Origin of the sequence: Usitatibacter palustris (assembly GCF_013003985.1) — a bacterium.
Lineage (GTDB): Bacteria > Pseudomonadota > Gammaproteobacteria > Burkholderiales > Usitatibacteraceae > Usitatibacter > Usitatibacter palustris.
Map to the genome: position 1 here is coordinate 3,074,560 of NZ_CP053073.1, position 12,594 is coordinate 3,087,153.

Here is a 12,594-nt window from a genome sequence, read left to right on the forward strand (position 1 = left end):
CATGAACCGTCCCTTCATCACCGCTGCATTCTCGCTGGCCCTGCCGGCAATGGCCCATCACGGATGGAGCGAGTACGACTCGTCGAAGACGCTCACTCTCACCGGCAAGGTCATCGCCTCCGGCTACGAGCACCCGCACGGCCACGTCCGCCTCGAGGCCGACGGCAAGACCTGGACCGCGGTCCTGGCGCCGCCCTCGCGCATGGAAAACCGCGGTCTCGCGCCCGATGCCATCAAGCCGGGCAGCACGGTCACCGTCGTGGGCTACCCCAATCGCGAGAAGCCCACGGAAATGAGGGCCGAGCGCATCACCGCGGGCGGCAAGACGATCGAGTTGCGATGACGCCATCGGACAATCCCATCGAGCAGCTGGCCTTCGCCCGCGCGATGCGGGAGATGCTGTGGCTCTACCCGGCGGTGGAGATCGCGCACATCGTGGGCTTCGTCCTGCTGGTGGGCAGCGTGGTGATGTTCGACCTTCGCGTGCTGGGCCTCTCGAAGCAGATCTCGGTACGCGCCCTCTCCCGCCACTTGCTGCCGTGGAGCTGGGGCGCGCTCTTGATCATCGTCCCGACGGGTTCGGCGATGTTCTCCGCCCACGCGAGCGACTTCATCGGCAATCGCGCGTTCCAGGTGAAGATGGGCCTGCTGCTGCTCGCGGGCATCAACGCGGCGATCTTCCACACGGGCCCGTATCAATCCGTGAAGGACTGGGACACCGGTGTAGCCGCTCCGTGGGGCGCGAAGCTCTCGGTCGCGGTGTCGCTCGTGATCTGGCTGGGCGTGATCAGCTGCGGCCGGCTGCTCGCCTACCTCTAGACCTTCAGCCGCCCCACCACCTTGAAGCTGCAGCATCCGTCGGGCCGCACGACGACGATCTCGCCCTGCGCGACGGAAAGCTTGGTGAGCGCGGCGATGTTCACGTTGTGCGTGACCATCACGACGTTGCCCTTGGGCTTGTGCACGCCGTACTGGCTCACGCGCTTCTTCACGCGCTCGGTGTAGTCGGTCTCGCGGTCGGGGAAATCGAAGATCGACGAGAGCGGGCTCCAGTCCTCGCTCTTGCCGAACGCGAGCGTGCCTGTGTCGCGGCAGCGGCACCAGGGGCTCGAATACACGCGCTCGACATGCACACGTTCCTTCTTGAAGCGCGCGCCCATGCGCTTCGCGTGATCGCGGCCTTCATCGGAAAGATTGCGTTGCGTCGCGCAGTCGTCGAGCTTGTAGCCCGCCGGATCGCCCATCCCCGGCACCGTCTCCGCGTGGCGGATGAAGAGCACGTAGCCGCCTTCGCGCAAACGCTTCCACAGTGCGGCTTCGTCAGCGTCCGCCGAGGCCGCGCTAGCCGCGGCCAGCAGCATGCCGGCCAGCAGCGCCTGCAGCGCGACTCGCAACGTCTCAGCCCTTCCGGTTGCGCAGTGAACCGAGCTGTTGTTCGAGGCCGCTCGCATCGGGCAACTTGCCGCCGGGCGTGAGCGTGTCGACAACGCCGGGAAGCAGCTGCGAAAGCTTCGACGAGAAATCGTCGTTGGACATGCCCAGGCCCTTCGCGAGCGAGCCGAGCCGGTCGTGGCCGAGCACCTGCTGCAATTGCTCGGCGGAGATGGGAAGGTTGCGTCCCGTCGAGACCCACGAATCGACGAGGCCGCCGAGGCCGCGATCCTGGAACATGCGCACGAGGCCTTCAAGCCCACCGTTGCGCGGGTCGTTCACCATGTCGAGCACACCATCGAACAGTTGATCGAGCAGTCCCATGGCTACCTCCTGACGTTGGACGACTACCGGCGCGGGGGCCGGTCGGTGAAATCGTAGCCCAGCTTCGCGACTTCGGCGCGCACGTAGGCCATCGCGATGGGGACGCGCGCAGGATCGCCGCGCACGGAGAGCTCGACGCGATAGCCGCCATCCACGTTCTGCGGAAGGCTCGCGAGCTTGAGGTCGGGATAGTCGCGCACCACGGCATCCATGATGTCGATCAGCTTCGATTCGCCCACCTGCACGATGATCGCTTCCTCGAGCGGCTTCACCGCGCGATGCAGGTGCGCGTACTTGGTGTCGAGCACCCACTCCATCATCGGCCAGGCCATCTCGGGAAACCCGGGCACGAAGTAATGCGAGTTCACGCTGAACCCCGGAATACGGTTGAACGGGTTCGGGATGATCGATGAGCCCACCGGGAACGTCACCATGTTCACGCGGTGCGGCGTGATCTGCGCCGGATCGTTCGGGAACCGCGCTTCCAGCTCCTTGAGCCCGTCGGGATGCGCCGCGAGCTCGCGCCCGAGCGCCGCCGCCGCGCACTGGCGCGTGTGGTCATCGGGCGTGGCGCCGATGCCCCCGAAGGAAAACACGATGTCGGTCGTGGCGAGCGTGCGCCGCAGCGTCGCGGTGATGAACGCGGGATCGTCGCCGAGGTACTGGGCCCACGCGAGCTCCAGCCCCCGCGCGCCGAGGATCTCCACCGCTTTCGCGAAATGCTTGTCCTGCCTTTTGCCCGACAGGATCTCGTCGCCGATGATGAGGATGCCGATCATGTTGGGATTAGTTCAAAACCTTGAAACACGGAGGACACAGAGGACACGGAGGGAAGGAGGTCTACGGAGAAGATGGAAGCGGCACGAGGGTTTCGACACTTTCGCTACCGGTCGCACGATGCGCGCTAACCTCCCATCCTCCGTGCCCTCCGTGCCCTCCGTGCCCTCCGTGTTTCAAGATTTTCGCCTTAGAACTTCACCGCAGGGTTGAGTGAGTACAGCCCCGTGATCGCGGCCTGCGCAAGCACATGACCCTCCATCGCCTTGCGCACGTCGTGCCCGGTGAACGCGCCATCGACGGCGAGCCGCTCGACGTCGAGCGCGAACACGGTGAAGACGTAGTGATGGACGATCGCGTCGTTCCACGGCGGGCACGGACCGTCGTACCCGTAGTAGTTTCCGCCCATGTCCTTGTCGCCCGCGAACCAGCCGGTGTAGTCGTTGATGCCCTGGCGCGAGCCGTACGCTGCGTTCGGACCCGGCTTGCCCTTCGCGGTGACGCTGGAGGCGAACTCGCCTTCCGCGATCGCCGTGACGGACGCGGGAAGGTCCACCAGGACCCAATGGAAGAAGTCCACGCGCGGAAGCGATGCCGGGACCACGCGCCCTTCCTTGTTCACGTCGTCGCCCTTGCTGGGCACGTCCGGGTCGTGGCAGATCACGACGTAGGACTTCGTGCCCTCCGGAGCGGTGTCCCACGTGAGATCGGGGTTGCGGTTCTGCGAGAGCGTCGCGTGGGTCGTCGCATCCGGCGCGCAGAACGCGAGCGGCGCGGGAATCGCGCGGCCGTCCTGGAAGCTGCGCGAGGTGAGTCTCATCGCTTGCTCTCTTCGTCGCTCGGGTAGTGCACGAACGCGTGCATGTAGATCTCGAAGACGAGCGTGGCGTTGGGCGGAATCTTGCCCGGACGGCCCTCGGCGCCATACGCCTTGTCCGGCGGGATGATCAGCACGCGCGTCGAATCCTTTTCCTTCATGCCGATGAGGCCCTCTTCCCAGCCCTTGATCACGCGGCCCGCGCCGATCATGAAGCCGAGCGGTGCGGCGCGGCCCTTGGAGCTGTCGAACTCCTCGCCCTTGAAGTCGGGCTTGCAGCCGTCGTAGAAGTAGCCGGTGTAACCGACGAGCACAGCCGTGCGGAACTTCGCCGGGCGGCCCGTGCCGGCCTCGATGTCCTTCACGACGAGTTCCTTCGGCGGCGGCTTGGGGTTGTCGCAGGTGGGCGCCGCGGGCGCCACGGGCGCCTGCGCGATGGCGTTGGTGGCGAAAGCGGTGGCGGCGAAAGCGGCCACTGAGAGGGTGCGGATGAACAGTTGCTTCAAGGGGATTTCCTTCGTAGTTGCGTTCAAGGGGCAATTCTACCGGCCGCGGGCCACGCCTTCGCGGCGCGGATCGGCCCCACCTTCCCAGCCGGCTTTCGTGCGGCGGATGCCCTGCAGGCCGCTGGTCATCTCGATGGCGCGCGCATCGTGGCCCATCGCCTTCAGAGCCGCGATCGTGCCTTCGAGTTCCGTGCCCTTCTCGACTTCGGTGGGACCGTTGCGGCTGCCGCGGTTCGGAAGGTCGATGGCCGCCTGCATGTCGAGGTTCCAGTCGTACGCGGCGACGATGGTCTTGGCGACGTAGTTGATGATGAGGCTGCCGCCGGGACTGCCGATCACCATGTCGAGCGCGCCGCTCGCGGCATCGAACACGAGGAAGGGCGCCATGGCGCTGCGCGGCCGCTTGCCCGGTGCGACGCGATTGGCGAGCGCCACGCCGTCCTCGACCGGCGTGAAGCTGAAGTCGGTGAGCTGGTTGTTGAGGAGAAACCCGCGCACCAGCTGCTTCGCGCCGAAGCCGCCCTCGACGCTCGTGGTGAGCGATACCGCGTTTCCCCAGCGATCGACGATCGCAACCTGGCTCGTGCCCGACACTTCCTCGTGCCGATCGTCCGCGAAGGCAACCCTCAGGCCTGGCGGCGTTCCGGGTGCGGCCCGGCCCATCGATTTTTCCGGCGCAATCGCTCGGGCGCGTGCCGCGAGGTAGCCCGCATCGAGCAATCCTTGAACAGGCACGTCGACGAAATGGTCGTCGGCCACGTAGCGCAGGCGGTCGGCATAGGCGAGGCGGCCGGCTTCCGAAAAGAGGTGCACGGCCTGCGCCGAATCGGGACGAAGGGCCGCGAGGTCTTGCTTCTCGAGGAGCGCCAGGATCTGCAGGACCGCGATGCCGCCGGAGGACGAGGGCGGCATGCCGCACAGGTGCAGCTTTCGGTAGTGGCCGCAGAGCGCTTCGACATCGCGCACGCGATAGCCGGCGAGGTCTTCGAGAGAAAGCTTGCCGGGATTCTTCGGATGGTTGCGCACGGCCGCAACAATGTCCGCCGCGATCTCTCCCGTGTAGAACGCATCGGCGCCTTTCTCGGCGAGCAATCGCAGGGTCTGCGCAAGCGCGGGGTTGCGCAGGATCGTGCCGACGGCGCGTGGCCGACCTTCGACGTAGAAGTAGTCGCGCGCGGCGGGCTCGCGGACGAGTTCGCGATCCTGGGCGAGCAGCCGGTTCAGCCGTGGGGAGACCGGAAATCCTTTTTCCGCGAGCTCGATCGCCGGGCGAAAGAGCGTGGCCCACGCAAGCTTTCCGTGGCGCGCATGGGCCACCTCGAGAAGCCGCGGAACGCCCGGCGTCCCGACCGCGCGCCCGCCCACGGCGGCCTCGAAGTATCCCAGCGGCCTGCCGTCCTTCATGAAGAGATCGGGCGTCGCGGCCGCTGGCGCTGTCTCGCGGCCGTCGTACGCCGCGATCGACTTCGACTTCGCATCGTAGTGAAGGAGGTAGGCGCCGCCGCCGAGGCCGGACGACTGCGGCTCGACCAGCGTGAGCACGAGTTGCGCGGCGATCATCGCATCGATCGCACTGCCACCAAGCTCCAGCATGCGAAGGCCGGCATCCGTGGCATGCGGGTTCGCCGTCGCGACCATGTGCACGCGCGCATGCGCGAGCTTGTTCGGCGTCCACCCGGTGGCGGCTTCGGGCTGCGAGGGGCGGAGCTGCGCGTGCGACGCGAGCCCCGCGACTACGAGAAAACCGGCCAGCGCGAGGCGGGCCGGCAAGGTCACTGGACGCCGCCCACCGCGATGTACTTGATGCTCACGAAATCGTCGATGCCGTACTTCGAGCCTTCGCGCCCGATGCCCGACTGCTTCACGCCGCCGAAGGGCGACATCTCGTTGGCGAGCACGCCGACGTTCACGCCGACCAGGCCCGACTCCAGCGCCTCGGCCACGCGAAACACACGGCCCACGTCACGCGAATAGAAGTAGCTCGCGAGGCCGAACTCGGACGCGTTGCACAGATCGATGACTTCCTTCTCGCCCTTGAAGCGGTAGAGCGGTGCAACGGGACCGAACGTTTCCTCGCGGGTGACTTTCATCGCGGGCGTGACTTCGGTGAGCAGCGTGGGTTCGAAGAAGCGGCCGCCGAGCGCGTGGGGCTTCCCGCCGAGGATCAACTTCGCTCCCTTGGCCTGCGCATCGGCGACGTGGTCCACGACCTTCGCGAGACCCTGCTCATCGATCAGCGGGCCGATGGTCACGCCGGCATCCGTGCCCTTGCCGACCTTGAACGTGCCGATCTTCGCCGCGAGCTTCTGGGTGAAGACGTCATAGACCGGGTCTTCGACGTAGATGCGGTTGGCGCACACGCACGTCTGGCCGGCGTTGCGGTACTTCGAGGCGATCGCGCCCTCGACCGCGGCATCGAGGTCCGCATCGGCGAACACCACGAACGGCGCGTTGCCGCCGAGCTCCAGCGAAAGCTTCTTCACCGTGTCCGCGCTCTGGCGCATGAGGATGCGGCCCACTTCGGTGGAACCGGTGAAGGTGATCTTGCGCACGACCGGGCTCGCGCACAGTTCCTTGCCGATCGTGGGGCCGTCGCCGGTGATGACGTTGAAGACGCCCTTCGGAATGCCCGCGCGCTCGGCGAGCTCCACGAGGGCCAGCGCGCAATACGGCGTCTGCTCGGCGGGCTTGAGGACGAACGTGCAACCCACGGCAAGGCCGGGGGCGACCTTGCGGGTGATCATCGCGACCGGGAAATTCCACGGCGTGATGGCACCGACCACGCCGACGGGCTGCTTGATGACGAGAAGGCGCCGGTCGTTCATCGGCGTGGGAATCACGTCGCCGTAGACGCGCTTGGCCTCTTCCGCGAACCACTCGACGAAGGATGCGCCGTAGATCACCTCGCCCTTGGCTTCGGCGAGCGGCTTACCCTGTTCCGTCGTGAGCAACAAAGCGAGGTCATCGGCGTTGGCGACGATGAGATCGAACCACTTGCGGAGGACCTTCGAGCGCTCCTTGGCGGGAAGGGCGGCCCAGGCGGGGAAGGCGGCCTGCGCGGCGGCGATGGCGCGCTGGGTTTCCGGCGCACCCATGGAGGGCACGCTGCCCACGAGGGTGCCGTCACCGGGGTTGTCCACGTCGAATCGCTGGCCGGAATCGGCTTCCAGCCACTTGCCGTCGATGTAGCAACGGTCGCGGAACAGGGTCTGGTCCTTCAGGGCGGGAACGGCAGTGCGGGCCTTGACGACGGCGTTCATGGTGACCTCCTCGGAGAACGACAATTATAGCTATCATTCATTGGTCCACTTACCCACCGGAGCGTTCCATGCGTCGCCCCTTTTGCCTCGTTGCCTCCCTCCTGATCGCGGTCGTACCGCTCGCGAACGCCAAGACCCTGCGCTGGTCGAGCCAGGGCGACTACCTCACCGCCGATCCGATGGCGCAGAACGAGATCCTGACCAACTCCATCAACGGCCACGTCTACGAAGGCCTGCTCACGCGCGGCAAGAAACTCGAGCTGCTGCCCGCGCTCGCGGTGAGCTGGAAGCAGGTGAGCCCGACGGTGTGGGTGTTCAACCTGAGGAAGGGCGTGAAGTGGCACGACGGCAGCGACTTCACCGCCGACGACGTCGTGTTCTCGATCAAGCGCAACCAGGGTCCGAGCTCCAACTTCCGCGTCTACGGCAATGCCGCCGGCGAGCCGAAAAAGATCGACGACCACACGGTCGAGCTCACGACAAAGGTTCCGAACCCCGTGATGCTCCAGATGCTCTCCAACAGCGTCTTCATCATGAACAAGGCCTGGTGCGAGAAGCACAAGGTCGAGAAGAGCCAGGACTTCACGAAACAAGAGGAGTCGTACGCCGCCCGCAACGCGATGGGCACGGGCCCGTACGTCCTGGTGTCGCGCGATCCCGACGTGAAGAGCGTCTTCAAGAAGAATCCGAACTGGTGGGGCCTCAAGGAAAAGGGCTACTGGGACGGCAACGTCGACGACATCATCTACACGCCGGTGAAGGAACCCGGAACGCGCATGGCGGCACTCCTCGCGGGCAACCTCGACTTCGTGCTCGATCCTTCGGTGCAGGACGTCGAGAAGCTCAAGAAGGACAAGGACGTGAAGGTCTATGAAGGCAAGGAGAACCGCATCGTCTTCATGGGATTCGACCAGGCGCGCGACGAGTTGCTCTACTCCAACGTGAAGGGCAAGAACCCCTTCAAGGACAAGCGCGTTCGCCAGGCGTTCTACCAGGCGATCGACGTGGATGCGATCCACAAGACCGTGATGCGCGGCCTCTCCGCGCCCACCGCGGTCAACCTGCCCAATCCGACGATCATGGGAATCCCCGCGTCGATGGACAAGCGCTATCCCTACGACGTTGCCGCTGCCAAGAAGCTGCTCACGGAAGCGGGTTATCCGAACGGGTTCGACCTCACGATCGATTGCCCGAACAACCGCTACATCAACGACGAGAAGATCTGTGTCGCGATCGCGGGCATGCTCGCGAAGATCGGCGTGAACGCGAAGGTGAACGCCATCCCGCGCTCGCAGTACTTCCCGAAGGCGCAGCGCCTGGAAGTCAGCATGTACATGCTCGGCTGGGGCGGGGCGACGACGGACGCGTGGTTCACGCTGCAGCCGGTGCTCCACAGCCGCAACGACAAGGGCGACGGCGACTACAACTGGGGCAACTACAAGGATCCGGTGTTCGACGCGATGATCGAGGACATCACCGGCGACATGGATGCCAAGCGCCGCCAGGAGACGATCATCAAGGCGATGAAGTATCACCACGACAACATCTTCCACATCCCGCTCCACGTGCAGGTGATTCCCTGGGCCTCGCGCGCGAACGTGACGGTGATCCACCGCGCCGACAACTGGCTTCAGGCGACGTGGGTGACGATCAAGTGACGCGGGAAGGGGCGCTTTCGCGCCCCGGCCTCGCGTCATCCTGAGCGATGCGAAGGATCCACCCCTGTCATCCTGAGGAGCGCAGCGACGAAGGCCCTGCTGTAGGGGGTTAACAGCAGAAATGAACCAGTACCTCCCCATTGACGTGGACCGGTGATCTCACCGCGGCGCTGGAGTACGCGCACCAAGTGGACCGTCGCATGGCTCGTGGGCATGCCGATCGTGGTGGTGGGACTGAGCGTTTACGGTCCACCACAGAGCGCGAAGCGAATGCGACGTGACCTCCGCAGTCCCGTCACGCGGTGCGCACATTGCTGCAGCGCCGCTGGTCGCGGCTGGGTGGGTCGAGAGACGACTCGACGGCCAGGCCTACCGGTACTGCCAGGGGCGCGATCACTGGATCTTCGCGACCGTCCGGGACGTCGATCGGAACGGGGAAGGCTACGTCTACGTGACGGAAGTCCATACACGCACCACGGCCGAAACGCTTCCCCTGGAAACGCAGGATTGCCTGCGCAGCGCGGGCGCGACGTTGAAGCTGGAGGATCTTCGCGGGGGCGGCGCGCCGCAGAAGTGAAAAGGGCACCGCCTCGGCGGTGCCCTTTCCTTCAGTGAACCCCCTACAGCAGGTCCTTCGTCGCTGCGCTCCTCAGGATGACAATCCTCTTTTCTACCGGACGATCCGCAGCAGCCGGTCCTTGCCTTCCTGCTTGCCGGCATACATCGCGGCATCTGCAGCCTTCAGCAACTCACTGCCCTTCCACGAATCCGTCGGCGCGAGTGCGTAGCCGATCGTCACGCTCATCCGCAGGTTCTGGTTGTCGAACACGAACGGCGAGTGGAAGGAATCGAGCACCTTGAGACCGAGGTCGCGCGCCTGCGATTCGTGCGTGAAGCCCGAGGCGATGATCACGAACTCGTCGCCGCCGATGCGCGCGACGCCATCGCCCGAGCGTACCGAGCCGCGCAGGCGTTGGGCCACCACGCGCAGCAGCTGGTCGCCGACGTCGTGGCCGAAGCGGTCGTTGATGCCCTTGAAGCCGTCGAGGTCCAGCACGTAGAGCGCAACCGCACGCTCCGGTGCTGCGCGCTCCAGCGCCGTGAGCAGCGCCTCGTCGAAGCCGCGCCGGTTGAGCAGGCCCGTGAGCGGGTCCGAATGCGCGAGCGAGTGCAGCGTGTCGCGCTCCTGCGCGGCGCGTTGCGCGGCGCGGTGGCGTGCAGCCGTGCGCAGCGAGGCGATCCGCAGGAACACGAGCATGTCGAGCGTGGCGCCGATCTGGAAGGAATGCAGCGTCCAGAAGCTCGCGTCGACCACGCCGCGCACGACGCCGACCATGATCGCGCTCGCGATGAAATATCCGACCCACGCGAGCATGAACCACGCACCGACCTCGTCGCCGCGGCGCGCGCGCGCGAGCGCGCCGGGCAGGCCCATCAGCGAAGGCGCGAGGCCCGTCGTCGTCATGAGGACCGCCACCACACGTATGTCGATCATGTCGAAGCCGTGCGCGACGGACGCGACCACGTGCACGATCGCCACGCCGCGCAGTCCTTGCCGGAGCCACGGGTGGAGATCCCCGGCGAGCGCGTCTTCGATGAAGAGCGCCGTGGCCGCCGCCGCCATCAGCGCGGAGACACCGGCCATGTGCGTCTGGAACCAGGCGTTGTCGGTCCAGATGTACATCTCGCCGATCCCGAAGAAGTGCACCGAGAACGTCGCGCTGCACACCACGAGCAGCGCGTACTTGAGGTACAGGTCCTCGCGCATGCTCACCCACTGCGTGAGGCTGTAGAGGATCAGGAACAACGCGAGGCCGCCGAGTGCCCCCTGCAGGAGTTGTTCGCCCAGCGCGCGCGCGTGGAACGCGGGCAGCCGCGAGAGCGTCATCGGCAGCAGCTTCGCGCCGAAGGTGTCCACGCGCAGCAGCAGCTCGGTCGTGCCCTCGGGCGCGAACTCCAGCGGCACGGCGTGGGTTCGGCCGCGCAGGGGCCGCGATTCGAACGGCAAGCCGTTGCCGACCTTCACATGCCGGTCGGCCTTGCCGTCGCGCACCATGAAGATGTCGACCTGGTGGAGCAACGCGTAGTCGATGTCGAGAAACCAGGTGCCCTCGCCGCCCGGGCCGATCGAGACCGGGATGCGCAGCCACACGATTTCCTTGCCCATGCCGAGCGTGGCGTAGGCGCCGCCGGGCCGCACGAAATGCTCGCGCGCGGCGATCGCCTTCTCCGGATCGAGCGCGCGGGACGGATCGCCGAGCAGGCGAACGTGCGGCCAGAGCTCGTGGGAATCGTCGGCGGAACTGAGCACCAGTTGCGCGCGCGCGCCGTGGGCGAAGGCGAGGAGCGCGAAGCACAGCACGCCGGCGAGGACGCGCAGTGTCGATCTCACTGCCCGAGACCCTTCCATTCGCCCGAGGTCGTGAGCTTGTCCTCGATCGCGTTCATCCACTTGGGCGCATGCGTGTCCTGCCCCCACGAGGCGATGAGCGAGCGGATGCCCGGGCGAAGCGTCCCCGGAACCGAGAGCTCGCGCGTCTGGCTCATGAGCAGCGCGCAGGTGAGCCGGTAGCCGATCACGCGCGTGACCAGCCGCGAGATCGAGAACTCCGGGAAGCCGACGCGCACGACGGCGTCGATCACGCGCGACGTCCTCATCAGCATCGAGAACATCACTTTCGAGATCCACGACACGCGGCCATCGAGGCCCAGCTCGCGGGCACTCGCCTTTTCCATGAGGCGGCGGGTGAGGAGCACGGGGAACGGCTTGAGCGGGCCGTCCGGAATCACCGATTGCATGGCGGCCATCAGCGCGCCGCCCAGGCTCGGCCGCGGATCGGGGTCGAGCGGATGCTTCACGAAATGTTCGCGCCCGCGCGCCTGCATCCGCGCGAAGAGCTCCTCGGCCTCCTCCATCGAGTCGACCATCAGCGCGCGCTCGATGCCGAGGAAGTGCCCGGCGACGTTCCACGCATGAAGGTAGTCGCGCTCGGCTTCGGCCGGATAACCGATGCCCAGGCGCCGGAGGCTGCGCAGGTAGACGTAGCTGAACGTGAGCAGGGTGTAGGCGAGCTCTTCCTGGTTGTTGGGCAGCGCCCGGCCGGCGAGGTCCCAGCCGTGGAGGAAGAGCGCGTGGTGCATCGAATCGCCGGGCTGGGCGCGCCCCAGGCACGGGATGACGCCCCCGGGCGCGGCCGCATCCATGAAGCGCATGCGCGCCACCGCCACGTCCGGCGGGCCGCGCAAGATGAGGTTGCGGATCATCGCGTGGATGAGGCGCACCTTCAGCACCTGGGCGATGCCCGCGCCGTTGGGGGTGGTGAGGCCACCGCGCATCATCACCGGGAAGATCATCGCGCCGGTGGTGCGGATGCGGTGTTCGGCGCGGTCCTCGAGCTGGCCCGTGGCGTGCAGGACCGACGCGAGGTCGGGAATGACGTAGCACTCGGGCAGGCTCGCGCAGAAGAGCACGGTCACCGACAACGCGCCCTGGTCCATGAACATCGCCTCGGCCCGCGCGATGCGCGCCGGCTCGGCCCATTCGGGAAGGGACTTGGCCACGCTCAGGTAAAGCTTCAGCGCCGCGGCGACGTCGGGGGCCGAACCCGCTGCGGCCTGCCCGTTGGCGACCGACGCGTTGTCCTGCCAGGAGCGGATGGCCGCGTTGAGGGCGTCGATGCGATCGACGGGCGGCTCACCGGTCCAGGGGCCGAGGATCGCGGCGACGGCGGCGTCGGCATGCGGATCGGCGATCCACTGGTGGGCTTCGAGGACTTCCTCCCCGGGGATGGAGCGCGCTTGTGTAGCCAATTTCGTTAACA

At 66.5% G+C, this 12,594-nt stretch carries 13 protein-coding genes; 4 read left to right on the forward strand and 9 right to left on the reverse strand.

What is annotated here, in order from left to right; all coding sequences use genetic code 11:
* Window position 1: 1 nt before the first annotated feature.
* Both DSM104440_RS14965 and DSM104440_RS14970 read left to right on the forward strand, forming a co-directional pair.
* Window positions 2–343: a DUF6152 family protein gene (locus DSM104440_RS14965; protein ID WP_171164009.1), complete on the forward strand. Its 342-nt coding sequence runs from the start codon at window positions 2–4 to the stop codon at window positions 341–343.
* Window positions 340–819 carry a DUF6644 family protein gene (locus tag DSM104440_RS14970; protein ID WP_171164011.1) on the forward strand — a complete coding sequence of 160 codons (480 nt, stop codon included), beginning with the start codon at window positions 340–342 and terminating at the stop codon, window positions 817–819. The genes DSM104440_RS14965 and DSM104440_RS14970 overlap by 4 nt, the downstream gene beginning before the upstream one ends.
* Here the strand turns inward: DSM104440_RS14970 and DSM104440_RS14975 are convergent.
* From DSM104440_RS14975 to DSM104440_RS15005, 7 genes are all read right to left on the reverse strand, one after another.
* Window positions 816–1,394 (reverse strand): histidine phosphatase family protein, encoded by a 579-nt coding sequence (locus DSM104440_RS14975; RefSeq protein WP_212758096.1) that lies wholly within the window; start codon window positions 1,392–1,394, stop codon window positions 816–818. The genes DSM104440_RS14970 and DSM104440_RS14975 overlap by 4 nt on opposite strands.
* A gap of 4 nt (window positions 1,395–1,398) precedes the next feature.
* Entirely contained in the window at window positions 1,399–1,755 is a 357-nt protein-coding gene (locus DSM104440_RS14980) for a YidB family protein (RefSeq protein WP_171164013.1), read from the reverse strand.
* A gap of 23 nt (window positions 1,756–1,778) precedes the next feature.
* Complete coding sequence (locus DSM104440_RS14985; RefSeq protein ID WP_171164016.1) at window positions 1,779–2,534, reverse strand: competence/damage-inducible protein A; 756 nt, start codon at window positions 2,532–2,534, stop codon at window positions 1,779–1,781.
* A gap of 188 nt (window positions 2,535–2,722) precedes the next feature.
* Window positions 2,723–3,352 (reverse strand): YbhB/YbcL family Raf kinase inhibitor-like protein, encoded by a 630-nt coding sequence (locus tag DSM104440_RS14990; protein ID WP_171164018.1) that lies wholly within the window; start codon window positions 3,350–3,352, stop codon window positions 2,723–2,725.
* A complete protein-coding gene (locus DSM104440_RS14995) occupies window positions 3,349–3,855 on the reverse strand; it encodes an FKBP-type peptidyl-prolyl cis-trans isomerase (protein WP_246212017.1) in 507 nt (168 codons plus the stop codon). Before DSM104440_RS14995 ends, DSM104440_RS14990 begins: the two co-directional genes overlap by 4 nt.
* A 36-nt stretch (window positions 3,856–3,891) precedes the next feature.
* The gene (ggt, locus tag DSM104440_RS15000; RefSeq protein ID WP_171164020.1) at window positions 3,892–5,631 is read right to left on the reverse strand and encodes a gamma-glutamyltransferase; all 1,740 of its coding nucleotides are present in this window, start codon (window positions 5,629–5,631) and stop codon (window positions 3,892–3,894) included.
* Entirely contained in the window at window positions 5,628–7,115 is a 1,488-nt protein-coding gene (locus tag DSM104440_RS15005; protein ID WP_171164022.1) for an NAD-dependent succinate-semialdehyde dehydrogenase, read from the reverse strand. The genes ggt and DSM104440_RS15005 overlap by 4 nt, the downstream gene beginning before the upstream one ends.
* Before the next feature lie 68 nt (window positions 7,116–7,183).
* Here DSM104440_RS15005 and DSM104440_RS15010 point away from each other — a divergent pair, with 68 nt between their 5' ends.
* Window positions 7,184–8,773: an ABC transporter substrate-binding protein gene (locus DSM104440_RS15010; RefSeq protein ID WP_171164024.1), complete on the forward strand. Its 1,590-nt coding sequence runs from the start codon at window positions 7,184–7,186 to the stop codon at window positions 8,771–8,773.
* A 277-nt stretch (window positions 8,774–9,050) separates the two neighbouring features.
* Window positions 9,051–9,350: a hypothetical protein gene (locus DSM104440_RS15015; RefSeq protein WP_171164025.1), complete on the forward strand. Its 300-nt coding sequence runs from the start codon at window positions 9,051–9,053 to the stop codon at window positions 9,348–9,350.
* Between the two features lie 93 nt (window positions 9,351–9,443).
* On the opposite strand, the gene DSM104440_RS15020 is transcribed toward DSM104440_RS15015, so the two are convergent.
* Together DSM104440_RS15020 and DSM104440_RS15025 are read right to left on the reverse strand one after the other, a co-directional pair.
* Window positions 9,444–11,165 (reverse strand): diguanylate cyclase, encoded by a 1,722-nt coding sequence (locus DSM104440_RS15020; RefSeq protein ID WP_171164026.1) that lies wholly within the window; start codon window positions 11,163–11,165, stop codon window positions 9,444–9,446.
* Window positions 11,162–12,583, reverse strand: coding sequence for an oxygenase MpaB family protein (locus DSM104440_RS15025; protein WP_212758097.1), 1,422 nt, complete (start codon window positions 12,581–12,583; stop codon window positions 11,162–11,164). The genes DSM104440_RS15020 and DSM104440_RS15025 overlap by 4 nt, the downstream gene beginning before the upstream one ends.
* Window positions 12,584–12,594: the final 11 nt, after the last annotated feature.